Consider the following 26488-nt stretch of genomic DNA (forward strand, 5'->3'; position numbering starts at 1 on the left):
TTGGTCCCGTGCGCCGAACCTTGCTGGTGACCAACGACTTCCCGCCCCGCCCCGGTGGCATCCAGTCCTACCTGCACGCGCTGGCGACACGGCTGCCCGAGGACTCCCTCGTCGTGTACGCGCCGAAGTGGAAGGGCGCGGCGGAGTTCGACGCCGAGCAGCCTTTCCCCGTCGTGCGGCATCCCACGTCGCTGATGCTGCCGACGCCCGACGTCCTCAAGCGCGCCCGCGAGATCGCGCGCGCCGAATCCTGCGACGCCGCGTGGTTCGGTGCGGCGGCTCCGCTGGCGTTGCTGGCGCCCTCGCTCGGCCTGAGCCGCGCGGTGGCGTGCACCCACGGCCACGAGGTCGGCTGGTCGATGCTGCCGGTGGCACGGCAGGCGTTGCGGGCCATCGGGTCCGGTGTGGACGTTGTGACCTACGTGAGCCGCTACACGCGTTCGCGGTTCGCGGCGGCGTTCGGTCCGATGGCGGCGCTGGAACATCTTCCGTCCGGTGTGGACACCGACCTGTACCGCCCGGATCCGGCCGCGCGTGCCGAGATCCGCCGCCGTCACGGGCTGGGCGACCGTCCGGTGATCGTGTGCGTGTCCCGGCTGGTGCCGCGCAAGGGCCAGGACGTTCTGATCCGCGCGTTGCCGCTGATCCAGCGCACGGTGCCGGACGCGGCACTGCTGATCGTCGGCGGCGGGCCGTACCGGGGCACGCTCGAGAAGCTGGCCGCCGGCAACCGCGACGTCGTGCTGACCGGCTCCGTGCCGTGGGAGGAGCTGCCCGCGCACTACAACGCCGGCGACGTCTTCGCGATGCCCTGCCGCACCCGCGGGCGCGGACTCGACGTCGAAGGCCTCGGCATCGTCTACCTGGAGGCCTCGGCGACCGGGCTGCCGGTGATCGCGGGACGGTCCGGCGGCGCACCGGAGACCGTGCGCGACGGCATCACCGGCAACGTCGTCGACGGTCGCGACGTCGAGAACGTCGCCGAGCGGGTCGCCGCCCTGCTCGCCGACCCCGAGATGGCCGCCAAGATGGGCCGTGCCGGGCGGGAGTGGGTGAGCGACCACTGGCGGTGGGACCAGCTCGCACACCGCCTCGAAGGCCTCATCGGCTGAGTTCGCGGGCCCTGTTCTCCAGCGCGCGCAACCCGAGTTCGGCGCTGCGGCGCGCGGCCTCGTCGGCGGCCGAGCGGGAGTCGGAGTCGCGGTCGAGATCCCGCCACACCACGGCGAGGTTGATCAACGCGCGGATCTCGCCCGAGGCGTAACCGATCCGGCGCGCCGTCACCAGGGCCTGCTCGAACAGCTCGGCCGCGACGTCGAGGTCGGACAGCGCGCGGCGGACCTCGCCGAGCGTGATCCGCACCGACGTCGCCACCTGCGGGTCGCCACCGTCGGCGATCAGCGACAACGCCCGCGAGGCCAGCGGCAACGCTGCCTCGGGGTTGCCCGCGGCGAGCTCCACTGCGGCGAGGTTCTCCAAGGCCTCGGCCTCGCCCGCGGGGACGTTGCCGAGCTCCAGGGCGCGTTCGAGGTGCGTGCGTGCCTCGTCGAGATGTCCCTGCAGACGCAGAGCCATGCCGAGGTAGGTGTGGCTGTCGGCGTTCGGCGCGAGAGCCAGAGCCTGGGAGAAGTGCTCGACGGCGCCGTCGATCTCGCCGAGCTCCACCGCGAGCTGGCCGAGGTTGTACAGGCCGGAGCTGACGCTGTCGGCGGAACGCAGCATCTCCAGGCTGCGGACCAGCGCCTGCTTCGCCTCTGGCAGCTGGCCGGAGCGGCGGTGGACGAGGCTGAGGTTGTTCAGCACGCTCGCCTCGGCGTCCTCGTCACCCAGCGCCCGGTACAGCTCGATGGCCTGGTTGTGGTGCTCGACCGACAACGCGTACTCGCCGAGCCGCAGGTAGAGGGTGCCGAGGTTGGCGTGCATCGCGGCCTCGGCCGGGCGGTGCCCTGACCTCTGGGCGGCCTGCAGTCCGTGGTGCGCGGTCGCGAGCCACTCACCGATGTGCTGGCCGATCCACAGGTACCCCCGCAGCGCGTCCGCGAGCTGCCACGCCATCGGCGCCGGGCCGTGGTCGGCGGCGTGCCGGATCGCGGCGGTCAGGTTCGGGCGTTCCGCGTCGAGCCACGCCAGCGCCTCGTCCGGGGTCGAGATCCGCGGCGCCGGACCGGAGGCGGACGACGGCAGCCGCACGATGCCGGGGTAGAGCAGCTCGGCACAACGCTCCACGCCGCGCAGGTAGTGGTTGAGCAACGCCGTCCACGCGATCTCCTGCTCGGCGTCGCTGTCGGACTGTTCGCGCAACGTGGCCGCGTAGCGCACGAGCTCGTCGTGGAACCGGTAGCGGCCGGGCACCACCGGCACCACCAGTTTCGCGATCGCCAGCACCGTCAGCAGGCCCTCGGCGTCCACATCGGCCAGTGCGGAGGCGGCCTCCGCGGTGAAGTCAGGGCCCGGCACCAGCGACAGCAGCCGGAACAACCGCTGCGGCGCGGGCGGGAGAGCCGCGTAGGCGAGCTCGATCGGCGAGCCCGAGATCGTCACGTCGTCGCGCCCTGCCAGGTAGGCGGCGGCCACCCGCAGCGCGAGCGGCAGATGCCCGCACCGGTCGGCCAGCTCCGCGTGATCGCCTGGGCCCAGCAGCGTCGTGAGCAGCGACGCGGACTCCGCCGGCGTGAACACGTCCACCGTCACCGTCCGCGCGCCGTTCATCGCGATCAGGCCGCGCAGGTCGTCCCGTGACGTCACGATCACCCGGCACGACGCCGTCCCCGGCAGCAACGATCGCACCTGGTCCGGCGCGGACGCGTTGTCGAGCACGAGCAGCATCCGGCGGCCCGACAGCAACGACCGCAGCATCGTGCTCTGCTCGTCGGCGTCCGGCGGGATCTCGTCAGGGGGCACGCCCAGCGCCCGCAGGAACCGCGACAGCACGTCCATCCCGTCCGCCGGCGGCCCGAGCGAGTACCCGCGCAGGTCGACGTACAGCTGCCCGTCCGGGAAGTGGTCGCGCAGCAGGTGCGCCACGTGCACCGCCAGCGTCGTCTTGCCCACGCCCGGCTGCCCCGCGAGCGTCACGATCGGCACCGACCCGCTCGTGATGAGCTCGGAGATCCGCTCCACGTGCCACGCGCGTCCCGTGAAGTCGGCGATGTCGTCCGGCAGCCGCATCGGTGACGCGGGTGCTCGTTCCGGTTCGCGCGCGGCCACGGGTGCGGCGAGCTCGGGCGCGCCCACGAGGATCGCCTGGTGCAGCTTGCGCAGCTCCTCGGTCGGGTCGATGCCGAGCTGCTCGTCCAGCGTCCGGTCGAGCTGCCGGAACGCCTCCAGCGCCTCCGCCTGCCTGCTGCTGCGGTACAGCGCGAGCATCAGCTGGCCCCAGAACCGTTCCCGCAACGGGTGGTCCCGCGTCAGCGCGAACAGCTCCGGCACCAGGTCCGCGTGGTTGCCCAGTGCGAGCTCGACGTCGATGCGCTGCTCGTGCACGGTCATCAGCAGCTCGGTCAGCCGCGGCGCGTGCTCGGAGTACAACGTCTCCGACGGCACGTCCGAGAGCACCGGCCCACGCCACAGCTCCAACGCCTCGGCAAACGCTTTCCGCGCGCTGACCAGGTCGTTCGACGCCGCCGCAGCACGTCCGCGGGCAGCCGCGTCAGCGAACCGGTGCACGTCCACGGCCAGCGGGTCGACGCGCATCCGATAGCCGTCGGCGGCGGTCTGGATCAGCGACGGGTCACCCAGCGCCGCCCGCAGCCGCATCACGTACGTCTGCAACGTGCCACGCGTGCGCGCCGGCGGTGTGTCACCCCACACGTGCTCGACCAGTTCCGTCACGGGAACGACGCGGTTCGGCCGCAGCAGCAACGCCGCCAGCAACGCTCGGTGCTTGCCCGCCCGCAGCACCACCGGCGCGTCGTTCAGGCGCACCTCCATCGGGCCGAGCAGCCGGAACTGCGGACCCGGAGCCATCGCCTTCCCCTCATACGTGTCGAATGATCCCCGTCTACCGGACAGCCTATTAGCGCGCTGTCGCCGAGTGACATCGGCGCGTCAGCGATACGTCAGCGCCGTACGGCAATCTTCTACACGTCCCGGTCGGGGGGCCGGGGCAACAAACTTCTCGGGTTCCGCGGAGATCCGCGGATCACGATCGCTGGGGGTCGAAAGGCCCAGGAGCTCCTCCTGTGAGCTCCTGGGCCTTTCGCGCATCTGACCTGTTACTTCGCGTAGATCGCGTCGATGTCCGACGCGTACGTCGTCGCCACGACGGCGCGCTTGAGCTTCAGCGACGGCGTCATCTCGCCACCGGCCTCGGTGAAGTCCACGGGCAGCACCCGGAACTTGCGGATCGCCTCCGCCTTCGACACCGACTTGTTCGCCTCGTCCACCACGGCCTGGATCTCGGCCAGCAGGTCGGCGTCCTCGATCAGGTCCGCGACCTCGGCCGACGCCGGCTTGCCGTGCGACTCCTTCCACGACGGGAAGAACTCGGGGTCGATCGTGATCAGCGCGCCGATGAACGGCTGCTTGTCGCCGACGACCATGCACTGCGACACCAGGGGGTGCGCCCGGATGCGGTCCTCGAGCTGCGCGGGGGAGACGTTCTTGCCACCGGCGGTGACGATGATCTCCTTCTTGCGGCCCGTGATCTTCAGGAAGCCCTCGCTGTCGAGCTCGCCGATGTCACCGGTGTGGAACCAGCCGTCCTCGAGGGCCTCCTTGGTGGCGGCCTCGTTGTTCCAGTAGCCGGTGAAGACGATGTCGCCCTTGATGAGGATCTCGCCGTCCTCGGCGATCCGCACCGACGTGCCCGGCACCGGCAGGCCCACCGTGCCGACCTTCTCCTGGCCCTTGAACGTCACGCACGCCGCCGCCGACGTCTCGGTCAGGCCGTAGCCCTCGTACACCGGGATGCCCGCGCCGCGGAAGAAGTGCGACAGCCGGTCACCCAGCGGCGCGCCACCGGACACCGCGGCGATCGCCCGGCCGCCGAGCGCGGCCCGCAGCTTCGCGAACACCAGCTTGTCGAACACCGCGTGCTTGAGCCGCAGCACCAGGCCGGGGCCACCGTTGTCCAGCGCGCTCGAGTACTCGACGGCGGTCGCCTCGGCCGCGTCGAAGATCTTGCCCTTGCCGCCGGCGTGCGCCTTCTGCTTGGCGCCGTTGTAGACCTTCTCGAACACGCGCGGCACCGCGACCACGAACGTCGGGCGGAACTGGCCCAGGTCCGCGACGAGGTTCTTCACGTCGGCGGTGTGGCCCAGCGTCGCGCGCGAGTACACGCACGCCAGCGCCAGGGCACGCGCCAGGATGTGCGCGAGCGGCAGGAACAGCAGCAGCGAGTTGCCCGCGGTGAGGATCTCGGGGAACCGCGACAGCGCCGACCGCACCTCGGACAGCAGGTTGCGGTGCGTCAGCGTGCAGCCCTTCGGACGGCCCGTGGTGCCGGACGTGTAGACCAGCGTCGCCGTGTTGTCGGCCTGCACCTGCTTGCGGCGCTCGTGCACCTGCTCGTCGGTGATCTCGGCGCCCAGGGCGGTCAGCTCGTCGACCGCGGCTGCCGAGCCCTCGATCTGCCACACGTGGCTCAGCTCGGGCAGCTTGCCGACGACCTCGTCGACGGACGCGCGGTGCGCCGACGTCTCGACGAAGACCGCCTTCGCGCCGGAGTCGGACAGGATCCACTCGATCTGGTCCGCCGACGACGTCTCGTAGATGGGCACGACGACGCCGCCGGCCGCCCAGATGGCGAAGTCGAGCAGCGACCACTCGTAGCGGGTCTTGGAGACCAGGCCGACCCGGTCACCCAGCTCGATGCCTGCGGCGATGAGGCCCTTCGCGACGGCCATGACCTGCGCGGCGAAGTCACGCGCAGTGATGTCGACCCAGGTTCCGTCGATCTGCCGGCGGAAGCTGACGGCGTTGCCGAAGCGCTCCGCGTTGGCCCACACCATGTCGGTGAGGTTCTCCTCCGGAGCCACTGCGGCGGTGGCGGGGACGCTGAACTCGCGCACGTCAACCTCCGTACGGTGATTTGTTACTGGTGGGGAAACTTAGCGTGTGATTCCAGCGATACAAAGGTTGGTACGCCCTTCCGTTACCTTTTGACCTCATGGCCAGCGTGGACGTCGTTGACGAGACATTCCTGGCGGTACCACCCAGCGTGGTCGCCGCCGCCTTCGCGTCGCCATCGTCGTGGCGGACGTTCTGGCCGGATCTCGAGCTCGACGTCTACGCCGACCGCGGCGACGAGGGACTGCGCTGGACGGTCGGCGGCGCGCTCGTCGGCACGATGGAGGTCTGGCTCGAGCCGATGCTCGACGGCACCCTGCTGCACTACTTCCTCCGCGCCGATCCACCCGCAGGCTCGTTCACCCCGCGCACCGCGCGTCGTGAGGTGCAACGCCGCCAGCTCGACGCGAAGTCCGTCGCTCTGGGCCTCAAGCTGACTCTGGAGGACGGTCGTCCGCCTGGCTGCCCGCCAGGCGAGTGATCTTGGTTGACGCGCGTCTCACGAACTAGGTTGGGGACCGTGCGGGTTCACGTGGTTTCGGACGTCCACGGCAACGCCGAGGCGCTGGCGCGAGCAGGTGACGGTGCCGACGCGCTCGTCGTGCTGGGCGACCTGATCGACTTCGTCGACTACCACGACCATTCCAAGGGGATCCTCGGGCGCGTTTTCGGGCCCGAGAAGGTGGGGATCTTCGCCGAGCTGAGACGCGGCACCAGGCGTGCCGACACGGCGAGCTACATCCGGTCCCTCTGGGACGGTCTCTCCGACGCCCGTTCCGTGGTGGAAGAGGCGGTGCTGGAGCAGTACCACGCGTTGTTCTCGGCGATGTCGGCGCCGACGTACGCGACACCGGGCAATGTGGACAGTCCGCACCTGTGGCCGCAGTTCGCCGGTGACGGTGTGCACGTCGTCGACGGCGACGCGGTGGAGATCGGCGGGCTGAAGTTCGGGTTCGCGGGCGGTGGGCTGATGCTGCCCGGACTCGTGCGCAACCCCAACGCGCCGTGGTTCCCGTACCTGCGCACGGAGGAGGACATGGCGGACGCCCTCGACCGGATGGGCCCGGTCGACGTGCTGTGCACGCACATCCCGCCCGCGGTCGCCGATCTGACCTACGACGTCGTCGCGCGCCGTCCCGAATGGGGTTCGCGGCCCGCGCTGGAGAAGATCCTGCGCGAGCGTCCGCGCTGGTCGGTGTTCGGGCACGTGCACCAGCCGCTGGCCCGGCGGGTGCGGATCGGCTACACCGAATGCGTCAACGTCGGGCACTTCCAGCGCAGCGGCAAGCCTCACGTCCTCAACTGGTAAAGACGCGAGTAACCTCCTCACACATGGCCGACGAGTCCACTCAGTCCATCGTCATCGACGCGCCGCCTGAGAAGATCATGGCGATCATCGCGGACTTCCCGTCGTACCCGGACTGGGCGAACGGGATGAAAGAGGTCGAGGTCCTCGACGCCCGCGACGACGGCCGCGCGGAGCAGGTGCGCTTCGCGATCGACCAGGGTCCGGTCAAGGACGAGTACGTCCTGAAGTACGACTGGGCCGCGGACGGTCTGTCGGTGCAGTGGGACCTCGTCAAGGGCACCATGCAGAAGTCCCAGCACGGCAGCTACGTGCTTGAGCCGTCCGGTTCCGGCACCAAGGTCACCTACACGCTGTCGGTGCAGCTCGTGATCCCGATGATCGGGCTGTTCCGCCGCAAGGCCGAGAAGCTGATCCTCGACACCGCGCTCAAGGAGCTCAAGAAGCGCGCGGAGAAGGCGGCTTGAGCCGGGTCCTGCTCTTCACCGGCAAGGGCGGGGTCGGCAAGACGACGCTGGCCGCCGCGACGGCGGCCTCGCTGGCGGCGCACGGCCGCAAGGCGCTCGTGGTGTCGACCGATCCCGCTCACTCGCTGGGCGACGCCCTCGACGTCCGCCTGGGCGCCTCACCGTCCGAAGTGGACACGGCGGACGGGTTGTTCGCGTGCCAGATCGACCCGCGCGGTCTCGTCGACGAGGCCTGGGGCGAGCTGCGCGGCCACCTGCGGACCGTGCTCGCGGGTGCGGGTGTCGACGAGCTCGACGCCGAGGAGCTGACCGTGCTGCCGGGCGTCGAGGAACTTCTCGCGCTCGCGGAGGTGCGGCGGCTGGCGTCGAGCGGCCCGTGGGAGGTCGTGGTCGTCGACTGCGGGCCGACCGCGGAGACGTTGCGGCTGCTGTCGTTGCCAGAGGCGTTCGCGGGCTATCTGGAACGGCTCTTCCCGACGCACCGGCGGGTGGTGCGCGGGCTGCTGGCCGGTGTCGCGGGCACCGGGACCGTCGAGAAGTGGGACGCGACGGCCGACGCGCTGAGCAGGCTCGCGGAACGGCTGGACGCGCTGCGGGGCATGCTCGCCGATCCGTCGTCGTGCTCGGTGCGGCTGGTGCTGACGCCGGAACGGGTCGTCGCGGCCGAGACGCGGCGAACGTTGACCGCGTTGGCGTTGCAGGGAATCCGAGTCGACAGCGTCATCGCGAACCGGCTGGTGCCGTCGCCGGGTTCCGCGCGTGGTGCCGCCGCGACGTGGCTGCGGACGCGCAGGCACGAGCAGGACGCGGTGCTGGCCGAGCTGACCGGCATCGGTGAGATCCGCACCGTCGACCACCGGGCTTCCGAGCCTGTCGGTGTGCCGGCGTTGCTGGAGGTGGCCTCGCAGCTCTACGGCTCGGAGGACCCGTTGCCCGGTGCCGCCGTGCGGGACTCGTTGCTGGAGGTGTCGGGCAGCGGACGTGGTCTCGACGCCCGATACTCGCTGCGGATCGCGTTGCCGCTCGCCGACGACACGGAGCTGGACCTCGCGCGCGTGGGCGACGACCTGGCGTTGACCGTCGACGGCCGGCGCCGGCTCGTGGCGCTGCCCTCGTTGCTGAGGCGCTGCATCGTGACCGGCGCGGAGATGGACTCGGGTGGCGTGACGGTGGGGTTCCGCCCAGACCCCTCGCTGTGGCGCTGATCAGGAGCTTTTCATGACTCAGGACAACACCGGAAAGCTCGCCGAGGAGCTGCGGCTGCTCATCGACGCGGCCGCCGAGCGCATGCAGCCGTGGCTGCAGCGCGTGGCGGAGGCGGGTGACGGCTCGCACACGCCCGAGACGTGCGGCTGGTGCCCGCTGTGCAACGGCGTGGCGCTGCTGCGCGGCGACCGCTCCGAGCTGGCCGCGAAGGCCGCCGAACACGCGGCTGGCCTGATTGCGGTGCTGCGCGCGGCCCTGCGCGAACCCGGTGCACCGCCGCCTCCGCCGGAACCCTCCGGTGGTGCGGAGGAGCCTTCCGGGCAGCGGGTGCAGCACATCAAGGTCGTCAGGAAGAGCGACTAGTGCTCACCGTAGGAGTGGACATCGGTGGCACCAGCGTGCGCGCGGGCGTCGTGGACGCGCGCGGCTCGGTGCTCGACACCTCACGCGCCCCGACACCGGCCGGCGAACGCGCCCTCGAAGACGCGATCGTCGCCGCCGTGGAGGAGGTGGCGGACCGCCACGCGGTGAACGCCGTCGGTCTCGCCGTGGCCGGTTTCATCGCCTCGGACCGCCGCACGGTCCGTTTCGCGCCCCACCTGGCATGGCGGCAGGCCGACGTGGCCGACCGCATGAGCGACCGCCTGGGCATGCCCGTCGTGCTCGAACACGACGCGAACGCCGCCGCCCTCGCCGAACACCGCTTCGGTGCCGCGCGCGGCGCCCGCACAGCCGTGCTGGTCGCCATCGGCACGGGCATCGGCGCCGCGCTGCTGCTCAACGGCGAGGTCTTCCGCGGTGCCCACGGCGTGGCCCCCGAACTGGGCCACCTGCGCGTCGTCCCGGACGGCCGCCCCTGCCCGTGCGGCAAGAACGGCTGCTGGGAGCGCTACTGCAGCGGCACGGCCCTGTCGGCCACCGCGGTGGAACTGCTGGCCAAGCATCCCGGCGTCTCGACGGTCCTGGCCCGTGAAGCCGCGGGCGACTCTCGCGCGGTGACCGGCCGCCGCGTCGCCGGAGCGGCCCGCGACGGCGACCCGCTGGCCAAGCGCGCGATGGCCGACCTGGCCCGCTGGCTGGGCGAGGGCCTGGCACTGGTGGCCGACGTCTACGACCCCGAGGTGATCGTCATCGGGGGAGGGGTGTCGGAGTCGGCACCGCTGTTCCTCGACGACGCCCGCGAGCGCTACGCCGCCGTGGTGACCGGCGCGGGCCACCGCCCGCTCGCCCGCATCCGCACCGCGCAGCTCGGCGACGACGCAGGCATCGTGGGCGCGGCGACCCTGGCCCGCGAGATGACCGCCTCGATGACGCGCAACAGCTCACGCCGCTCCTGACTGCCACCGGCTGTCCTCGACGTCGCCGTGCGGCCGCTGCACGTTCGACGACTTTGCATGCGCCGGTAGTCGTCGGGCGGGCATCCTGTCGCGTCCTGAGCCTCCTTCGAGTCGGCGGTGTCAAGCCACCGATCCAGCCGTGCCGCCCGGCGCGGCTGACCCGCCCTGTTCGAATCCCTTGCAACGAGTCTTTTGCGGACGAAGTCCAAAGACTCATTGCTAAGGTCCAGGTCAGCGGCCGTGCCGCAAACTGATATATCGGTTGGAATGCGGTCAGTGCGCAGTTCGCAGCTTCGTGAGGTAGCGAAGCACGGCGTTCTTGAACGGCCAGCCGATGAACCAGATGAGGGCGATCGCGACCCAGTCGGTGGCGTCCGCGTCGCTTCTCGTCGCCACCCCGGCCGTCGCGAGAAGCGCGAACACGAACCACGCGGTGAACACGATCCCGGTCATCACCCGGACCGAGGTCCTCAGCACGGAGCGCACAGGCCGCTGCTCGGTCCGGGGCTCCTCGGCCACGGGATTCGCCGGCTTCTCCGGCTCGTCCGGGAGCGCCGGCCGCCAGATCACCGCCGAGGGAGGCACCCCCGCGTCGATCATCGCCATCGCCTTCTGGTCGATGGCGAAGTACCTCGGGTCGATGCCGACGATCAAGCCGTCCGCGCCTACCAGCCTGCGCGCGCCGTGCGGCCACGCTTCCGCGGCGACGCACTGGTCGTACCGGATCGTGATCGGCCCGTGCGGGGTGATCAGGCTGACGCCGGAGGTGCCGACCACGATGCTCTCGTCGGAGGACTCGTGGGTGGCGTACTTGGTCCCAGGGACCGCGGCAGGGGAGAACAGCGGGGCTCGCGCGAATCCCGCCCAGTCGGCCTCGTGCCCCTCCGGAAGCCGCAGCAGTGCTGATCCCATCGCCTCGACGGCGACCGCGTGCACGTCGTCGGTGGTGATCGCGTCCGACTCGGCGAGCAGCTCCTCGACGGTCAGGGGCCGGCCGCCGTTGAGGAGGTCGGCGCTGTCGTTGCGCAGGCTGATCGCCTCGAAGTCGGGGTCGCGGACGAACTCCTGCAGCGCCGCCTTGCCGGCTTCGACGTCCGCGGCGGGGATGTCGCCCGCTTTCAACGCCGCCAGCACCTCGATGAAGCCGTTGACCACGACGCCCTGGTTCTCCGGCAGGGTGTCGGCCAGTGCGGTGATGGTCCCGTGTTCGGAGTTCAGCCACTTGTAGACGGCGGCGGTCACGTACGACCCGCCCCGCTCGTGCCGCAAGGTCTGGAACAACCGCCGCTCGATGACCGTCGACAACACGTTCGCGCTCATGGACCGCGACACGACGGCATCCATCATGACCTGCCCGCTGCCGTTGACGACGTAGGCGGGCAGAAGCGGAAGGATCGACTTCGCGGGCGGTGCCGGGCGCCGAACGCCGCCGGGGAGTCGCAGGCGCAGTCCGGGTGGCACGTCGTCACCGGCGATCCACAGCATCGCGTTCTCGCGGGTGAACCAGTCCGCGGCCCACGCGCGGACGTCCTCCGCCCGCAGCGTCTCGACTCCGAAGTCGCAACTGCCCGCCAGACCGTAGCCCTGCGCGCCGTAGCGCCAGACCGGCATCTCGGTGGCGGCGCCGCTGCCGCGCGTCGCGGCCTCCGTGCGCACGATCGTCCTCTCCCGCTCCAGCCGATCGAGCGGGAGCGCGGTGATCGCGTCGCACGCGCGGGTGAGGAACGTGCTGACGTAGTCCGGCGCGCCCTCCACGTAGAAGTGGGTGTTGATCATTCCGGTCGCGCCGTTGGCGTGCGAGTCGGGCAGCGCGAACTCGCTGAGCGCCAGGTGTTCGACGAGGTGGGTGATGCCCGAGGTGGCCAGCGTCTCGTCAGCCATGCCGACGCGGAACACCAGGCCCGCCTTCATGGGGCCTTGGGTCGGCGCGATCATGGTGGGGATGCCGTCCACTTCGATGTGTCGAATCATGACCCAGCCCCCGATCAGCGCGTTTGATGCGTACAAGGTGACTGTCGGCGTGATCGACATCCATCCCCGTGCGCCACTAATGGCCGATCGGCCGACAACAACCTGTCTCATCGGGGGACACGGGCCCAGGGCTTGATCGCCAGAGGAAGCGTGGAGTGACGACCCGCCGTGTGAGCGCTAACCCTTGGATAGCGATTCGAACGTCATTCGACGGTATATGCACAAGTTAGCGTTAACATCCAGCGTTGACCGCCGAGTGAGGTCGTGGCTACATTCCGTCGCAGGAACGCCACCGCACCGTTTCGCCGAAGAAACCGGAGCATCCTCATGTCCTCATCGTTGAGTCGACGCAGGCTCTTCCAGGCGGCGGGTGTGGCAGCCGTCGCGACCGCGGCGCCGTCGCTGGTGCAGGGTTCGGCGCAGGCGGCCACAGTGCCCCCGGTCCGCGGTGACGCGGGCGTGTCGGCCTACCCGTTCGACCTGTCCGAGGTGCGGCTGACGCCGGGCAGGTGGCTGGACAACCAGAACCGGACGCTGTCCTACCTGCGGTTCGTGGACGTCGACCGGCTGCTGTACAACTTCCGCGCCAACCACCGGCTGTCCACCAACGGCGCCGCGCCACTGGGCGGCTGGGAAGCTCCGGACTTCCCGTTCCGCACGCACAGCCAGGGCCACTTCCTCACGGCCTGGGCGCAGGCGTGGGCCGTCCTGGGCGACACGACGTGCCGGGACAGGGCGAACTACATGGTGGCCGAGCTGGCCAAGTGTCAGGCGAACAACTCGGCGGCCGGGTTCAACACCGGCTACCTGTCGGGCTTCCCGGAGTCGGACTTCGACGCGATGGAGGCCGGCTCGCCGAAGTCGGCGTCGTACTACTCCCTGCACAAGACCCTCGCCGGGCTGCTGGACGTGTGGCGCTACATCGGCAACACCCAGGCGCGGGACGTGTTGCTGCGCCTGGCCGGGTGGGTGGACTGGCGCACGGCCAGACTGTCCTACAGCCGGATGCAGAGCGTCCTGGGCACCGAGTTCGGCGGCATGAACGCGGTGCTGGCCGACCTGTACCAGCAGACCGGCGACTCTCGCTGGCTGACGACGGCTCAGCGGTTCGACCACGCCGCGGTGTTCGACCCGCTGGCGGCCAACCAGGACCGCCTGAGCGGCCTGCACGCCAACACCCAGGTCCCGAAGTGGATCGGCGCGGCCCGCGAGTACAAGGCGACCGGGACCACCCGTTACCACGACATCGCCGCCAACGCCTGGAACATCACCGTCGGCGCGCACACCTACGTCATCGGTGGCAACAGCCAGGCCGAGCACTTCCGCGCGCCCAACGCCATCGCCGGCTACCTCAACACCGACACGTGCGAGCAGTGCAACACCTACAACATGCTCAAGCTGACCCGTGAGCTGTGGCTGACCGACCCCGGCCGCGCGGCCTACTTCGACTACTACGAGCGCGCCCTGCTCAACCACCTGATCGGCGCGCAGAACCCGGCCGACCCGCACGGCCACATCTGCTACTTCACCGGCCTCAACCCCGGCCACCGGCGGGGCAACACCGGCCCGGCGTGGGGCGGCGGCAACTGGAGCACGGACTACGGCACGTTCTGGTGCTGCCAGGGCACCGGCCTGGAGACCAACACCAAGCTCGCAGACTCCATCTACTTCTTCAACGGCACCACGCTCACGGTGAACCTGTACGCGCCGTCGGTGCTGACGTGGTCGTCGCGCGGCATCACGGTCACCCAGAGCACGAGTTACCCGGTGAGCGACACCACGACGCTGACCGTCACCGGCAACGCGAGCGGGTCGTGGACGATGCGCTTGCGCATCCCCGCGTGGACCACGGACGCGACCATCAGCGTCAACGGCGTCGCGCAGAACGTGACCGCCACGCCCGGCAGCTACGCGTCCCTGACGCGGTCGTGGACGTCCGGCGACGTCGTGACGCTGCGGCTGCCGATGCGCGTGACCGTCCAGCCCTCCAACGACAACGCCAACGTCGTCGCGCTGACCTACGGCCCGGTCGTGCTGGCCGGCAACTACGGCAACACCAGCCTGTCGGCCTTGCCGTCGCTGGACGTCAACTCCGTCACGCGCACCAGCACGTCGTCGCTGGCGTTCACCGCGACGGCGAACGGCACGAAGGTGAACCTCGGACCGTTCCACGACGCGCACGGCTTCAACTACACCGTCTACTGGAGCACGGGCGGTGGCACGACGAGCTACCGGTTGGTCAACGCCGGCACCGGCATGGTGCTGGGCATCCAGAACATGTCCACCGCGGACGGCGGCCTGGCCGTGCAGTGGCACGACAACGGAACCGCCGACCACAACTGGCAGCTGATCACCGACGGGTCGGACGTGCGGCTGCGCAACGTCAACAGCGGCAAGGTGCTGGGCGTGGAGAACATGTCCACGGCCGACAACGCCCGTGTTCTGCAGTGGTCCGACAACGGCACCGCGGACCACAGGTGGACCCTGATCGCCAACGGCGACGGCACCTACAAGGTCCGCAACGCCAACAGCGGCAAGCTGCTCGGCATCCTCAACGGTTCCACCAGCGCCGGTGCGCAGGTCGTGCAGGATTCGGACAACGGCAGCGCGGACAACCGCTGGCGCTTGGTGGCCAACTGACTCCGGCAGGGGTTTCGCAGCCTTTGAGAGGTGTCGCGGCGGGCGTGTCGGGGTCTGTTCGCCCGCCGCGAACACCTTGTCTGAAATGCCCGCTTCGCGCGTGCTGAGGGCGCGGGACTGTCGGACGTCGCGAGGAGAATGAAAGCAAGGGGTCCCCCTTCGCGGGGGACGCCTGCGTCAGCGTGGAGCCGGGGAGGGCTCTGGGGAGAAGCTTCGGGTCAGCGGCCGAGCACGCGCAGGATGCGCGGGCGGCGGCGCTTGGCGCGCTCCGCGTCCTTCTTGCTCAGGGTTGCCAAGGCGCGGGCCATCATCAGGTGCTGCATCTGGTCCATGCCGGACACCGTAGGCATGACCGAATCGTTATCTGAAGGTTTGAGTGGCCGTTATCACGCCGTTACCAACCGGGACGTGACCTGTCACACCTGCGCGCCGTCGTCCCATCCCGAGTCGGGCGGCGGGGTGTTGCGCATCCGCAGGATCAGCCAGCCGACACCCGCGCAGAGAGCCACCAGCGACAGCGGGGTGCCGATGCGCGGTTGCAGGCCGAAGATGCCGGGAGCGACCAGCAGGACGATGCCGAGCACGAAGAGGCCGAGCGCCGCGATCGTGGACGCGCGCAGCACCGGGAACGGCGGCGGCTCCGGCGGGACGTAGTGGTCCTCGTCGTCGCGGTCTCGCCGTTCGGGCTCGTCCGCGGGCTCGGAGGCGAAGTCGTCGGTCGCGTCGTCGCGTGGATTGAGGTCCTCTGGGCTCGCCTCGTCGAGGTCGAGCCAGTCCTTGCCGACCCCGTCCCGTTCGAGACCCGCGACGATCTCGGCAAAGAGCTCGTCGACGTTCTCGGGGCCGTCGGTCGAGTCGCGCCGGGCGTTCATCCAGAGCCTCTCCATGTGCCGCAACCCTCTTGACCCCTCATCGTTGCACGGGCGGGATGTGTTGCGGGTTACGGCAGTCGGCTCAGTCCCGGCCGTCACGCACTACTTTGGGACTCGTTGTGTGAGCAGCGGTCGGCTCCGTAGGCTGGTTGCCGGGATCAAGGTTCGCGGGGTCTGAGGAGGCGCTTCCCAAGGTGCTGTACTGGTTGATGAAGCACATCCTCCTGGGGCCGATTCTCCGGCTGTTCTTCCAGCCGAAGATCATCGAGGGCGCCGAGAACATCCCGAAGGAGGGCGGCGCGATCCTGGCGAGCAACCACCTCGCCGTCTCCGACTCCTTCTTCCTGCCGCTGATGCTGTCGCGGCGCGTGACCTTCCCCGCCAAGATCGAGTACTTCACCGGCACGGGACTCAAAGGCAAGCTGCAGAAGTGGTTCTTCTCCGGCGTCGGCCAGGTGCCGATCGACCGGTCCAGCGCCTCGGCTGCCCAGGGCGCGCTCGACACCGGCGTGCGGATCGTGCGCGAGGGCAAGCTGCTCGGCATCTACCCCGAGGGCACGCGTTCGCCCGACGGCCGCCTCTACAAGGGCAAGGTCGGTGTCGCGTGGATCGCGCTGGAGTCCGGCGCGCCGGTCATCCCGGTGGCGATGTTCGGCACGGACAAGGCCAACCCCATCGGCTCGAAGATGTGGAAGCCGTACCCGATCCGCATCAAGATCGGCAAGCCGCTCGACTTCTCCCGCTACGAGGGGCTGTCCGGCGACAGGTTCGTGCTGCGGTCCATCACCGACGAGATCATGTACTCGCTGATGGAGCTCTCCGGCCAGGAGTACGTCGACGTCTACGCGGCGAAGGCGAAGGAGCAGTCCACGGCCGTGCCCGAGCAGGGCAAGGCCGCCGACCGGGTGCCCGAGACGAAGGCGAGCTGACCGCACCCCCTAGGGTGTCGCGGTGCGGTTCTTCTACGACTGTGAGTTCATCGAGGACGGGGTGACGATCGACCTCGTGTCGATCGGTGTGGTCGACGAGGAAGGCCGCGAGTTCTACGCCGTGTCCACCGAGTTCGACCCCGAGCGCGCCGGGCCGTGGGTGCGGCAGAACGTCCTCAACCAGCTGCCCTCGCCCGCGGACAAGGCGTGGCGCAGCCGCGAACGCATCCGCGAGGACCTGCTCGACTTCCTCGGCGCCCGCAACGCCGCCCGTGACGAGGTGGAGCTGTGGGCGTGGTTCGCCGCCTACGACCACGTCGCGCTGGCGCAGCTGTGGGGTGCGATGCCGGCGTTGCCGCGTGCCCTGCCCCGGTTCACCCGCGACCTGCGCCAACGCTGGGAGGACGTCGGGCGCCCCAAGCTGCCCGCCCCGCCGGCCGACGCGCACGACGCCCTCGCCGACGCCCGCCACAACCTCGCGAGGTGGAAGGTGATCGAGGAACACCGGCGGAAACTCGGTTTTCCCGTCCGGTAAGTGAGACCCGCGTTGCTGCACCGATACAGCTCGTGAAAGTCTGAGTGACACAGAACACGAGAGATTGGGCAAGCAGATGCGCATCGGTGTGCTCACTGGCGGTGGTGACTGCCCCGGTCTGAACGCCGTGATCCGGGCCGTCGTCCGAAAGGGCATCAAGGCACACGGCTGGGAGATCGTCGGGTTCCGCAACGGCTGGCAGGGTCCGATCGAGAACCTGACCAAGCCGATCGGCCTCACGGACGTCGAGGACATCCTCACCCGCGGTGGCACCATCCTGGGCTCGTCGCGCACGAACCCGTACAAGGTCGACGGCGGTGTCGACCGCATCCGCGAGGTCCTCGCGGAGAACCAGGTCGACGCGCTGATCGCGATCGGCGGCGAGGACACCCTGGGCGTCGCCAAGCGCCTCACCGACGACGGCATCGGCGTCGTCGGCGTGCCGAAGACCATCGACAACGACCTCGGTGCCACGGACTACACGTTCGGCTTCGACACGGCCGTGCACATCGCGACCGAGGCCATCGACCGCCTCCGCACCACGGCCGAGTCGCACCACCGTGCGCTCGTCGTCGAGGTCATGGGCCGCCACGCGGGCTGGATCGCGCTGCACTCGGGTCTCGCCGGCGGCGCGAACGTCATCCTCGTCCCGGAGCGCCCGTTCAACGTCGACAAGGTCGTCGAGTGGGTCGAGCGCCGCTTCGAGCGCGAGTTCGCGCCGATCATCGTCGTCGCCGAGGGCGCGATGCCCGAGGGCGGCGCCGAGGTGCTGCACTCCGGTGAGCGCGACGCCTTCGGCCACGTCCGCCTCGGTGGCGTCGGCCAGTGGCTCGCGGAGGAGATCGCGGACCGCACCGGCAAGGAGTCCCGCGCGGCCATCCTCGGCCACATCCAGCGCGGTGGCACGCCGACCGCGTACGACCGCGTCCTCGCCACCCGCTTCGGCCTGCACGCCGTCGACGCCGTCGCCGCCGGCGACTTCGGCACCATGGTCGCGCTGCGCGGCACCGACATCGTGCGGGTGAAGCTGTCCGAGGCGACCGCCGAGCTCAAGACCGTTCCGACGGAGCGCTACGAAGAGGCCGAGGTCTTCTTCGGCGCCTGAGATCCGATATATCGCCGGCCTCCGCAGCGTCGCGCAGGCCAGCCGATATATCAGTTATGCAAAAGACGTTTGCGGACGACCGCAAACGTCTTTTGCATAAGCAGGTGTTGGCGCAGGTCAGAAGGTTTTGACGTCGAGGTAGGCGGCGAAGGTGCCGAGCCAGTGGTCGGCCATGTAGCCGTGCCCGCCGAAGACGTAGGTCCACCCGGCCTCGCGGTGAGCCGCGGAAGCGGTGCGGGCCAGCTCGGCATACCGGTGCCCCGCCGGCAGCGAGTCCGCGATCGCCTCCCAGTTCCACGCGCGCGACAACGCGAGCCCGGCGAGGTGCGAGCCGTAGGGATCGCTGGGGTCGTCGACCGGGAAGGGCTCGCGCAGCACGCGCCACCGCGGCGAGTCGAGCTCGGGCAGGTACGCGTCGAACCACGCCCCGAACTCCGAGGTGTCCAGCGCGCGGCGCATCAGGTCGGCCGTCGTCAGCGCGGGCGACAGGAAGTCGGCGGCATCCGGCTCGAACCCGCCGTACGCCGTCTCGTCCCGGTGCCACCGCAGCGCGGCGTCGACGCACGCCGAAGCCAGCTCGGCATCCCCGTTCGCCTGAGCGGCGTCGAACACCAGCCCGGTCGCGAACGCGGTGTTGCCGTGGGTCCCCGTCCGCACCGGCAGCCGTGCTGCCGAGATCCACTCCAGCCACCGGTCGCGCAGCACGTCGGCGATCGGCGCCACCGACCACGGCAGGCCGGACGTCCGCAGCTCCGCGTCGAGCAGCAGCAGCCACGCCCACCCGTAGGGCCGCTCCCAGTGCCGTCCCGTCGGCGAGGCGAAGAAGGCGGCCTCGACGGCGCAGTTGTCGGGCGTGATCAGCTTGTCCAGCGCGTCGCGGGCCAGATCGGCGCCGGACAACGACGGCCGCAGCCGGAGCAGCCGCACGGCCAGCCACGTCTGGTGCACGCACGAGTGCCAGTCGAACGACCCGGCGAAGACCGGGTGCAGCACCCGCTGCGGTATCAGCCGGTCGTCGCAGTCGATGACGTGCGTCCAGTGCACCGGGTGATCGCGCTGGATGTTGTCGATCGCGATGGCCAGCAGCCGGGTCGCGGTGCCGTCATCCAATCGGGTGGCGTTCATGGCCACATCATGCAATGGGCCGTCTCAATAGGGCAGAGGCTGATAGTTGACAAGTAACAGACATCAGCTGGGCTACCTCACAGCCACCTAACGGGGTAACTGACAGGCCCGGCCCGGTCTCTCAGTGTGGGACAACTAGGATGAGCAGCGTGAACTGGACCGTGGACGTGCCCATCGACACGCTTCCCGAGCTTCCGCCGCTGCCTCCCGAGATGCGCAAGCGCCTGGACGACGCCCTGTCGCGCCCGGCCGCCCAGCAGCCCGAATGGCCCGACGCCGAACAGGTGCGTCGCGTGCGGACCGTGCTCGAGAGCGTGCCGCCGATCACCGTGCCCGCCGAGATCGACCGGCTGCACACGCAACTGGCGCAGGTCGCGAACGGTGAGGCGTTTCTTCTGCAGGGCGGTGACTGCGCCGAGACGTTCGCGGACAACACCGAGCCGCACATCCGCGCGAACATCCGGACCCTGCTGCAAATGGCCGTGGTGCTGACCTACGGCGCGAGCCTGCCGGTGGTGAAGGTCGGCCGCATCGCCGGCCAGTACGCCAAGCCGCGTTCGTCGAACATCGACGCGCTCGGCCTGCCGTCCTACCGCGGCGACATCATCAACTCCCTGGTCGCGACGCCCGAGGCGCGCATCCCCGACCCCAGCCGCATGATCCGCGCCTACGCCAACGCCGGCGCGGCCATGAACCTGCTGCGCGCGCTCACCGGCGCCGGCCTCGCGGACCTGCACCGGGTGCACGACTGGAACCGGGACTTCGTGCGCACCTCGCCCGCCGGCGAGCGCTACGAGGCACTGGCCAGCGAGATCGACCGCGGCCTGAAGTTCATGTCGGCCTGCGGCGTCAACGACCAGTCGTTGCACGCCACGGAGATCTTCGCGTCGCACGAGGCGCTGCTGCTCGACTACGAGCGTGCGCTGCTGCGCCTGGACACCACCGGTGACCAGCCGAAGCTGTACGACCTGTCGTCGCACTTCGTGTGGATCGGCGAGCGCACCCGTCAGCTCGACGGCGCGCACATCGCGTTCGCGGAGATGCTCGCGAACCCGATCGGCCTGAAGATCGGCCCGACGACGTCGCCGGAGATGGCCGTCGAGTACGTCGAGCGCCTCGACCCGCGCAACGAGCCGGGCCGCCTGACGCTCATCTCGCGCATGGGCAACCAGAAGGTGCGCGACGTGCTGCCTGCGATCGTCGAGAAGGTCGAGGCGAGCGGCCACAAGGTCATCTGGCAGTGCGACCCGATGCACGGCAACACGCACGAGTCGAGCACCGGCTACAAGACCCGGCACTTCGACCGGATCGTCGACGAGGTCCAGGGCTTCTTCGAGGTGCACCGCCGTCTCGGCACGCACCCCGGCGGCATCCACATCGAGCTCACCGGTGAGGACGTCACCGAGTGCCTGGGCGGCGCGCAGGAGATCTCGGACGACGACCTGGCCGGCCGCTACGAGACGGCGTGCGACCCGCGTCTGAACACGCAGCAGTCGCTCGAGCTCGCGTTCCTCGTCGCCGAGATGCTGCGCTCGTAGCGAGTTTCCTGAAGAGGAGCTGAAGAACGAAGGGCCCCGCGTCGAGAACGCGGGGCCCTTCGCTCTGTTCTGGTCAGAGGCCGACGATCGTGATCTCCGTACCGCGCCGCACACGCGTGCCCGGCGGGATCGACTGGTTCACGACGGTCGCGTTGTTGCTCCTGTTGAACTCGACCCGCACCTTCAGGCCGAGCTTCTCGAGCTCCTCCTTGGCCTCGCGCACCTTCTGCCGGGTCACCTCGGGGACCTCGACCTCCTTGTTGCTCTGGAAGAACACGGTGACGCGCTTGTTCGCCGTGCCCTCCAGCACCGTCCCCGCGGGCGGATCCGTCCGCACCACGCGCGCCTCGTCGCCGTCCGCGGCGTCCTCACCGCTCGCCTCGACCGGCTCCAGACCGGCGCGCTGCAGCTCGGCGAACGCGTCGTCCTTCGACTTGCCCGTGACGTTCGGCACCGGCCTGCGCGGGGCAGGGCCCTTGCTGAGCACCAGGGTCACCGGACTGTTGATCTTGAGTGCCGTGCCGGGACGCGGGTCCAGTGCGACGACCTTGCCGATCGGCACGCTGTCGTGGAACGCGTCCTTCGTGGCGTCCTTGACCGCCTTCAGGCCCGCCGCCTCGATCTCCTTCGTCGCGGCCTCGACGTCGACGCCGACGTTGACGAACGGCACCAGGGGCTTGCCGCGCGACACGACGATCTTCACGGACTGGCTCTTGCGCAGCTCCGTGCCCGCGGGCGGGTCGGTGCTGATGACCTGACCGTTCGGCACGTCGTCGGACGGCACCTTGTCGACCAGGCCGGTGAGGTCCGCCGCCTTCATCAGCTGCGCAGCGTTCGCCTCGGACTGCCCCACCACCGCGGGAACGGCCGTCCAGCGGCCCGCGCCGAGGTACCAGGCGAACAGGCCGACGATCAACGCCAGCACGGCGACCACGGACCCCCAGATGATGAAGAGCTTCTTGCGGCGCTTGCGCTCTTCCTCGACCGGGTCGACCTTCGGCTTCTTCGCGCGGGTCTGGGGCGGACGACGGCGGGGCTGCTCCGGGCGCGCCATCGTGCGCGTGGCCGACATACCCGGTGGGGGCGTCGGCGGGCCCGTGTTGATGGTCGTCATCGCCGACTGCACGGGATGCACCGGCCGGGTCGCCTCCGCGATCGACGGGGGAGTGGCGCCGACCGCGACCGGCACCGGCCGCATCACCATCGTCTTGTCGTTCTCGGGCGCCGAACCGGGAACGGGCACCGGCTGCGGCGTCAGGCCGACCTCCGCGCCCACGCGCTCGAGCTCGGCGAGGAACGCGTCCGCGTTCGGCGGCCGCAGCGACGGGTCGCGCCGCGTCGCCTTGCGCACCAGCGTGTCGAGCGCCAGGGGGACGTCAGGGATGGACGGGACGTCCGAGTTCACGTGCTGGTAGGCCACTGAGATGGCCGTGTCGCCGCGATAGGGCGCCTGCCCGGCCAGCATCTCGTAGAGCACGATTCCGGCCGAATAGACGTCACTGCGCGCGTCCGCGGCGCCGGTCTCCACCTGTTCGGGCGAGAGATAGGCGACGGTGCCGAGGATCTCGCTGTCGCTCGTGACGCCGTTCTCGGCGATCGCGCGGGCCAGTCCGAAGTCCGCCACCTTGACCTGGCCGCCCGGCCCGATCAGCACGTTCTCCGGCTTCACGTCGCGGTGCACGAGCCCTGCGCGGTGCGCGGCGCCCAACGCCGACAACACCGGGCCGAGAACGCTCAACGCAACGGCGGGAGGCAGCTTACCGCGCTGGTTCAGCAGGTCACGGAGGTTTCCGCCGTCGATCAGCTCCATCACCAGGTACACCTGGTCACCGTCGACGCCCTGGTCGTGCACGGACACCACGGCCGGGTGATGCAACTGGGCCGCCGCGCGTGCCTCGCGCTCGAAGCGCGCGACGAAGGCCGGGTCCGCCGTCAGGTGCGGATCCATCACCTTGATGGCGACATCTCGATCGAGGCGGGTGTCGCGACCTCGATAGACGGTGGACATGCCGCCGCGCGCGAGCACGGAGTCCACCCGGTAGCGCTGCTCGAGCAGTCCACCCATCACGTTCGAAACCGACCTCTCCACAGTGCGAGATGGTAAAGCTCAGGATGACCCGGTTGGCGGAAGGGCGTTCACAGTTCGGTTATGGCATCGTGACCCCCGTGAGTGCGATTCCTGCCGCTGCGGATGTACTGGCTGCCGACCTGGAGGTTCTTCCTCTCCCCGAGGTGGCCGACCGAATGGGACTTCCGGTCACCCGGGTCCACCAACTGCTGCGCGACGGGCAACTGCTCGCCGAGCGGCGTGACGGCGTTCTCGTCGTCCCCGAAGCGTTCCTCGCCGCCGGAGGCGTGGTGAAGGGTCTGCCCGGCACCATCACGGTGCTGCGCGACCAGGGCTTCTCCACGGACGAGATTCTGCGCTGGCTCTTCACGGAGGACGCGAGCCTCCCTGGCACTCCGATCGAAGCATTGCGCGGAGACCGTGGGCGTGAGGTAAAGCGACGCGCGCAAGCCATGGGCTTCTAGTTCACACGATGTGGCGGTTCCGGGCGTCTCCCCAGGCGAGAGACGCCCGGAACCCCTGAACTGGTGCGCATGATCACCAAGACTGTGCTCGCCGGCCTCACGGCTGTCGGGCTGCTTCTCTCGCCGGTCGTCGCCAGTGCCGCGCCGGCCGTGCACGCCAAGCCCACCACGCTGGAACTCGACGCGGGTGGCGCCAAGGTCAAGCTCAAGAAGGGCAACCAGCTCCAGATCAAGGGCAAGCTCGGCGCTGCCGGCGAGCGTCAGCTCACCCTCGGCCTCGACGTGTTCGCCCAGATCAAGGTCGGTGCGTCGACGTGGACCAACATCTACACCCGGTCCTGCACGCCGAACTCGACGTTCACCGCGAAGCTCACGATCGACGCGTCCGCTGATCTGCGCCTCTACTTCCCCGGCACCAGCGTGTACGCCTCCTCGACGTCGAACATCGTCGGCGTCGTCGTGATCTAAAGCCGGGCTCATCTGGTCATCGCACGTGCGAGCAGTGCCCGGCCCGCGCCGGGCACTGCCACCGCGAGACGTCGTGAGTTCGGCACAGCGACCCTCCGCCACAGCACCTCGCAGCCGACGAGGCCGAGGATGTCGCGATACAGCGTGAACGCCGTCCGAATGCAGGGCCGCGACGCCGGCGACAGCATCTCGATGCCCGGCTCGGCCGACTGATATATCGCATGCGTGCGGGCGACGAGGTCGTCAAGAGCGCTTTGCACCCGGTCGTTTGCGCGACGACGCAAACGACACCATTGCAAAAGGTCGCGGTCGACGCCGTGCGCGCCGAGGACGTCCTGCGGCAGGTACACGCGGCCGCGGTCGAGGTCCTCGCCGACGTCGCGCAGGAAGTTCGTCAGCTGGAACGCCACCCCGAGCCGGGCGGCGTACGGCTCGGCCTCCGCGCGGGGCACGACGGTGCCGAGCACCGGCAGCATCTGCAGCCCGATGACCTCCGCGGAGCCGTGCATGTACACGCCGAGCGCGTCGAGGTCGGCGTACTCGGTGACGTGGAGGTCCATCCGCATCGACGCGAGGAAGTCCGTGAAGAGCGACCTGTCGATGTCGTAGCGGCGCATCGTGTCCGTCAGCGCGTGCAGGACCGGGTTCGACGGCTCCTTCTCTAGCAGTCGCTCAAGGCGAGCGAGCTCGCCTTCGCGGTCGTCGACCCCGGCCGCGTCGACGATCTCGTCGGCCCACCGCGCGAACGCGTACAGCGCGTGCACCGCAGGCCGTTGCTCGGGACGCAGCAGTGTCGTCGCGAGGAAGAAGGTCTTGCCGTACCGCGCGTTCACCCGGCGGCACGCGGCATACGCGGACGCCAAATCCACTGTATTGGCGCTCATTCGTAGCGGCTGGACAGGCCGAACGGGTCCGGCTTCACCAGCGACCGCGCGGCGAGGCACGACACGACCAGCGCGAAGAAGAGGTAGCCCCACGAGTACAGCGCCGTGTCGCCGTTGGGGTACGTCACCAGCAGCAGGAAGACCGACGCCAGCGACACCGTCACCAGCGCGCCCGTGGTCCACAGGAATCCGGCGGCGAGCGCCAGCGGCCAGCTGAAGTACCACGGCAGCGTCGCGGGCGAGAGCAGCGCGACGGCCAGCATCGTCAGCGCGCCGCGCCGGATGCTGTCGCGGACGTCGCCGTCCCGCGCCGCCCACCACTGCGTCCACGCGATCCAGATCAGCACCACCGAGCCGAGCGCTCGCGCCACGCCGATGAAGATGCCGCCGTCGACGTAGACGAACCAGTTCACGACCATGCGCACGAAGTCGCCGACCGCGCTCGGGATCGAGAGCCAGTTGATGATCATCGACGAGCTGCGCAGCGCGGGGATCCAGCCGAGGCTCACGCCGGCGACCAGCGTGCACGCCACGAACGCGCCGAGGAACGCCGCCGCGCCCGGCAGCAGCGCCTTGCGGAACTGGGCCCGCTTGTCGCCCTCCAGCCGCGCGGCCCAGATCCAGATGAGGAACGGCACGATCACGACCGCCGTCGCCTTCACCGAGAACGCGAGGCCGAGCAGCACGAAGCCCAGCACGTGCCTGCGGTCGAGCACCAGCAGCACGCCCGCGGCCATCAGGCCGATCATCAGCAGGTCGTTGTGCGCGCCGCCGACCAGGTGGATCAGCAGCAACGGGTTCGCCGCCACCAGCCAGAGCGCGATCGCCGACCTGCCACCCAGGTGACGGCTGAGGCCCGGCAGCGCCCAGCACAGCAGCACGAGCCCGCCGGCGAGCGAGAAGCGCATGGCGACGACGCCGAGGATCACGCTGGCGTTGGTGAGCCACACGATCGCCTTGGCCACGAGGATGAACAGCGGCCCGTACGGCGCGGGCGTGTGCTGCCACACCCAGCTGACGTTCTCGCTGAGCGTGCTCTGCAGCACGGCGGGCCCGACCTCGTACGGGTCGTAGCCGCTCAGCGCGAGCTGGCCCTGCGCGAGGTAGCTGTAGATGTCCTTGCTGAACAGCGGCGGCGCGAAGAGCAGCGGCAACGTCCAGACCGTCACCGCGACCAGCACCGCGAAGTCGCCGATCTCACCCCACCGCACCAGCCTGCCGAGCCGGATCCACGCCCAGATGACGAGGCCCAGACCCAGGTACAGCACCATGCTCGCGAGGTCACGGCCGTGCCCGTAGCGCAGCCAGCTCAGCCCGACCTGGGCGAGCAGCGGATCGCGCTCCAAAATCGCGCCCGCGCCCATGCCGCCGAGCGCGACCAATGCCACGCCGAGGAGGCCCAGCATGGTCGTGCGGATGGGGATGGCGTAGGTGTTCGCGCGCACGACAGGTGAGGGCTCCAGCGGAGACACCTCGGAGCTCGTGCGGGGAAGGGACGGAGTTGCTGCCATCGCCCGAACATCGTTGCACAACGCGTGGAAGCGTCAGCAAGCAACGGCCCAGA

The 26488-nt window shown here is 69.8% G+C and carries 23 protein-coding genes; 14 read left to right on the forward strand and 9 right to left on the reverse strand.

Going from position 1 to position 26488, the window contains the following annotated elements; genetic code table 11:
- The first annotated feature begins 8 nt into the window (after positions 1–8).
- On the forward strand, positions 9–1112 hold the full coding sequence (locus IEZ09_RS32235; protein WP_189257579.1) for a glycosyltransferase family 4 protein: 1104 nt from the start codon (positions 9–11) through the stop codon (positions 1110–1112).
- Here IEZ09_RS32235 and IEZ09_RS32240 read toward each other — a convergent pair.
- Together IEZ09_RS32240 and IEZ09_RS32245 are read right to left on the reverse strand one after the other, a co-directional pair.
- Positions 1102–3966: an AfsR/SARP family transcriptional regulator gene (locus tag IEZ09_RS32240; RefSeq protein WP_189257580.1), complete on the reverse strand. Its 2865-nt coding sequence runs from the start codon at positions 3964–3966 to the stop codon at positions 1102–1104. The two genes, IEZ09_RS32235 and IEZ09_RS32240, sit on opposite strands and share 11 nt — an antisense overlap.
- 248 nt (positions 3967–4214) lie before the next feature.
- Entirely contained in the window at positions 4215–6011 is a 1797-nt protein-coding gene (locus IEZ09_RS32245; protein ID WP_189257581.1) for an AMP-dependent synthetase/ligase, read from the reverse strand.
- A gap of 98 nt (positions 6012–6109) precedes the next feature.
- Between IEZ09_RS32245 and IEZ09_RS32250 the strand changes: the two genes are divergently transcribed.
- From IEZ09_RS32250 to IEZ09_RS32275, 6 genes are read left to right on the forward strand one after another with little or no spacing between them, the layout of a single operon-like run.
- A complete protein-coding gene (locus IEZ09_RS32250) occupies positions 6110–6490 on the forward strand; it encodes a polyketide cyclase / dehydrase and lipid transport (protein WP_189257582.1) in 381 nt (126 codons plus the stop codon).
- A 39-nt stretch (positions 6491–6529) separates the two neighbouring features.
- Positions 6530–7318 carry a metallophosphoesterase family protein gene (locus IEZ09_RS32255; RefSeq protein ID WP_189257583.1) on the forward strand — a complete coding sequence of 263 codons (789 nt, stop codon included), beginning with the start codon at positions 6530–6532 and terminating at the stop codon, positions 7316–7318.
- Positions 7319–7341: 23 nt separating this feature from the next.
- Positions 7342–7782 (forward strand): SRPBCC family protein, encoded by a 441-nt coding sequence (locus IEZ09_RS32260; protein WP_189257584.1) that lies wholly within the window; start codon positions 7342–7344, stop codon positions 7780–7782.
- The gene (locus tag IEZ09_RS32265; protein WP_189257585.1) at positions 7779–8987 is read left to right on the forward strand and encodes an ArsA family ATPase; all 1209 of its coding nucleotides are present in this window, start codon (positions 7779–7781) and stop codon (positions 8985–8987) included. The genes IEZ09_RS32260 and IEZ09_RS32265 overlap by 4 nt, the downstream gene beginning before the upstream one ends.
- Before the next feature lie 13 nt (positions 8988–9000).
- On the forward strand, positions 9001–9351 hold the full coding sequence (locus IEZ09_RS32270; RefSeq protein WP_189257586.1) for a hypothetical protein: 351 nt from the start codon (positions 9001–9003) through the stop codon (positions 9349–9351).
- Complete coding sequence (locus IEZ09_RS32275) at positions 9351–10325, forward strand: ROK family glucokinase (RefSeq protein WP_229813147.1); 975 nt, start codon at positions 9351–9353, stop codon at positions 10323–10325. Before IEZ09_RS32270 ends, IEZ09_RS32275 begins: the two co-directional genes overlap by 1 nt.
- A gap of 273 nt (positions 10326–10598) precedes the next feature.
- On the opposite strand, the gene IEZ09_RS32280 is transcribed toward IEZ09_RS32275, so the two are convergent.
- Entirely contained in the window at positions 10599–12296 is a 1698-nt protein-coding gene (locus IEZ09_RS32280; protein ID WP_189257587.1) for a M16 family metallopeptidase, read from the reverse strand.
- 327 nt (positions 12297–12623) lie between these two features.
- On the opposite strand from IEZ09_RS32280, the gene IEZ09_RS32285 reads away from it, so the two are divergent.
- A complete protein-coding gene (locus tag IEZ09_RS32285) occupies positions 12624–14936 on the forward strand; it encodes a beta-L-arabinofuranosidase domain-containing protein (protein ID WP_189257588.1) in 2313 nt (770 codons plus the stop codon).
- A 218-nt stretch (positions 14937–15154) separates the two neighbouring features.
- Here the strand turns inward: IEZ09_RS32285 and IEZ09_RS47535 are convergent, their stop codons facing one another.
- Positions 15155–15286 carry a hypothetical protein gene (locus IEZ09_RS47535; protein ID WP_268247662.1) on the reverse strand — a complete coding sequence of 44 codons (132 nt, stop codon included), beginning with the start codon at positions 15284–15286 and terminating at the stop codon, positions 15155–15157.
- 66 nt (positions 15287–15352) lie between these two features.
- Complete coding sequence (locus IEZ09_RS32290; protein ID WP_229813148.1) at positions 15353–15823, reverse strand: hypothetical protein; 471 nt, start codon at positions 15821–15823, stop codon at positions 15353–15355.
- A gap of 179 nt (positions 15824–16002) precedes the next feature.
- Here IEZ09_RS32290 and IEZ09_RS32295 point away from each other — a divergent pair, with 179 nt between their 5' ends.
- The 3 genes from IEZ09_RS32295 (at position 16003) to IEZ09_RS32305 (ending at position 18377) form a co-directional block, all read left to right on the forward strand.
- A complete protein-coding gene (locus tag IEZ09_RS32295) occupies positions 16003–16737 on the forward strand; it encodes a lysophospholipid acyltransferase family protein (RefSeq protein ID WP_189257589.1) in 735 nt (244 codons plus the stop codon).
- Between the two features lie 22 nt (positions 16738–16759).
- A complete protein-coding gene (locus tag IEZ09_RS32300) occupies positions 16760–17272 on the forward strand; it encodes a polyadenylate-specific 3'-exoribonuclease AS (RefSeq protein WP_189257590.1) in 513 nt (170 codons plus the stop codon).
- A 76-nt stretch (positions 17273–17348) separates the two neighbouring features.
- Positions 17349–18377 (forward strand): 6-phosphofructokinase, encoded by a 1029-nt coding sequence (locus IEZ09_RS32305; RefSeq protein ID WP_189257591.1) that lies wholly within the window; start codon positions 17349–17351, stop codon positions 18375–18377.
- Between the two features lie 117 nt (positions 18378–18494).
- Here the strand turns inward: IEZ09_RS32305 and IEZ09_RS32310 are convergent, their stop codons facing one another.
- Complete coding sequence (locus IEZ09_RS32310) at positions 18495–19502, reverse strand: DUF2891 domain-containing protein (RefSeq protein ID WP_189257592.1); 1008 nt, start codon at positions 19500–19502, stop codon at positions 18495–18497.
- Between the two features lie 149 nt (positions 19503–19651).
- On the opposite strand from IEZ09_RS32310, the gene IEZ09_RS32315 reads away from it, so the two are divergent.
- Positions 19652–21040, forward strand: coding sequence for a class II 3-deoxy-7-phosphoheptulonate synthase (locus IEZ09_RS32315; RefSeq protein ID WP_189257593.1), 1389 nt, complete (start codon positions 19652–19654; stop codon positions 21038–21040).
- A 73-nt stretch (positions 21041–21113) separates the two neighbouring features.
- Here the strand turns inward: IEZ09_RS32315 and pknB are convergent, their stop codons facing one another.
- Entirely contained in the window at positions 21114–23129 is a 2016-nt protein-coding gene (pknB, locus tag IEZ09_RS32320) for a Stk1 family PASTA domain-containing Ser/Thr kinase (protein ID WP_189257594.1), read from the reverse strand.
- A 77-nt stretch (positions 23130–23206) separates the two neighbouring features.
- On the opposite strand from pknB, the gene IEZ09_RS32325 reads away from it, so the two are divergent.
- Together IEZ09_RS32325 and IEZ09_RS32330 are read left to right on the forward strand one after the other, a co-directional pair.
- Entirely contained in the window at positions 23207–23572 is a 366-nt protein-coding gene (locus tag IEZ09_RS32325) for an Rv2175c family DNA-binding protein (RefSeq protein WP_253730459.1), read from the forward strand.
- A 69-nt stretch (positions 23573–23641) separates the two neighbouring features.
- Positions 23642–24040: a hypothetical protein gene (locus IEZ09_RS32330; RefSeq protein WP_189257596.1), complete on the forward strand. Its 399-nt coding sequence runs from the start codon at positions 23642–23644 to the stop codon at positions 24038–24040.
- 8 nt (positions 24041–24048) lie between these two features.
- Here IEZ09_RS32330 and IEZ09_RS32335 read toward each other — a convergent pair whose 3' ends face one another.
- A complete protein-coding gene (locus IEZ09_RS32335) occupies positions 24049–24924 on the reverse strand; it encodes a phytoene/squalene synthase family protein (RefSeq protein ID WP_189257597.1) in 876 nt (291 codons plus the stop codon).
- Positions 24921–26435: a polyprenol phosphomannose-dependent alpha 1,6 mannosyltransferase MptB gene (mptB, locus tag IEZ09_RS32340; protein ID WP_189257598.1), complete on the reverse strand. Its 1515-nt coding sequence runs from the start codon at positions 26433–26435 to the stop codon at positions 24921–24923. Before mptB ends, IEZ09_RS32335 begins: the two co-directional genes overlap by 4 nt.
- Positions 26436–26488 lie beyond the last annotated feature (53 nt).

Origin of the sequence: Lentzea flava, from assembly GCF_014648475.1 — a bacterium.
Classification (GTDB): Bacteria; Actinomycetota; Actinomycetes; order Mycobacteriales; family Pseudonocardiaceae; genus Lentzea; species Lentzea flava.

Coding starts and splice junctions, on each gene's coding strand:
- IEZ09_RS32240 (WP_189257580.1), bottom strand. CDS start 3,966: ATGGCTCCGGGTCCGCAGTTCCGGCTGCTCGGCCCGATGGAGGTGCGC.
- IEZ09_RS32250 (WP_189257582.1), top strand. CDS start 6,110: ATGGCCAGCGTGGACGTCGTTGACGAGACATTCCTGGCGGTACCACCC.
- IEZ09_RS32260 (WP_189257584.1), top strand. CDS start 7,342: ATGGCCGACGAGTCCACTCAGTCCATCGTCATCGACGCGCCGCCTGAG.
- IEZ09_RS32270 (WP_189257586.1), top strand. CDS start 9,001: ATGACTCAGGACAACACCGGAAAGCTCGCCGAGGAGCTGCGGCTGCTC.
- IEZ09_RS32280 (WP_189257587.1), bottom strand. CDS start 12,296: ATGATTCGACACATCGAAGTGGACGGCATCCCCACCATGATCGCGCCG.
- IEZ09_RS32285 (WP_189257588.1), top strand. CDS start 12,624: ATGTCCTCATCGTTGAGTCGACGCAGGCTCTTCCAGGCGGCGGGTGTG.
- IEZ09_RS47535 (WP_268247662.1), bottom strand. CDS start 15,286: ATGCCTACGGTGTCCGGCATGGACCAGATGCAGCACCTGATGATGGCC.
- IEZ09_RS32290 (WP_229813148.1), bottom strand. CDS start 15,823: ATGGAGAGGCTCTGGATGAACGCCCGGCGCGACTCGACCGACGGCCCC.
- IEZ09_RS32305 (WP_189257591.1), top strand. CDS start 17,349: ATGCGCATCGGTGTGCTCACTGGCGGTGGTGACTGCCCCGGTCTGAAC.
- IEZ09_RS32310 (WP_189257592.1), bottom strand. CDS start 19,502: ATGAACGCCACCCGATTGGATGACGGCACCGCGACCCGGCTGCTGGCC.
- IEZ09_RS32330 (WP_189257596.1), top strand. CDS start 23,642: ATGATCACCAAGACTGTGCTCGCCGGCCTCACGGCTGTCGGGCTGCTT.
- IEZ09_RS32335 (WP_189257597.1), bottom strand. CDS start 24,924: ATGAGCGCCAATACAGTGGATTTGGCGTCCGCGTATGCCGCGTGCCGC.
- mptB (WP_189257598.1), bottom strand. CDS start 26,435: ATGGCAGCAACTCCGTCCCTTCCCCGCACGAGCTCCGAGGTGTCTCCG.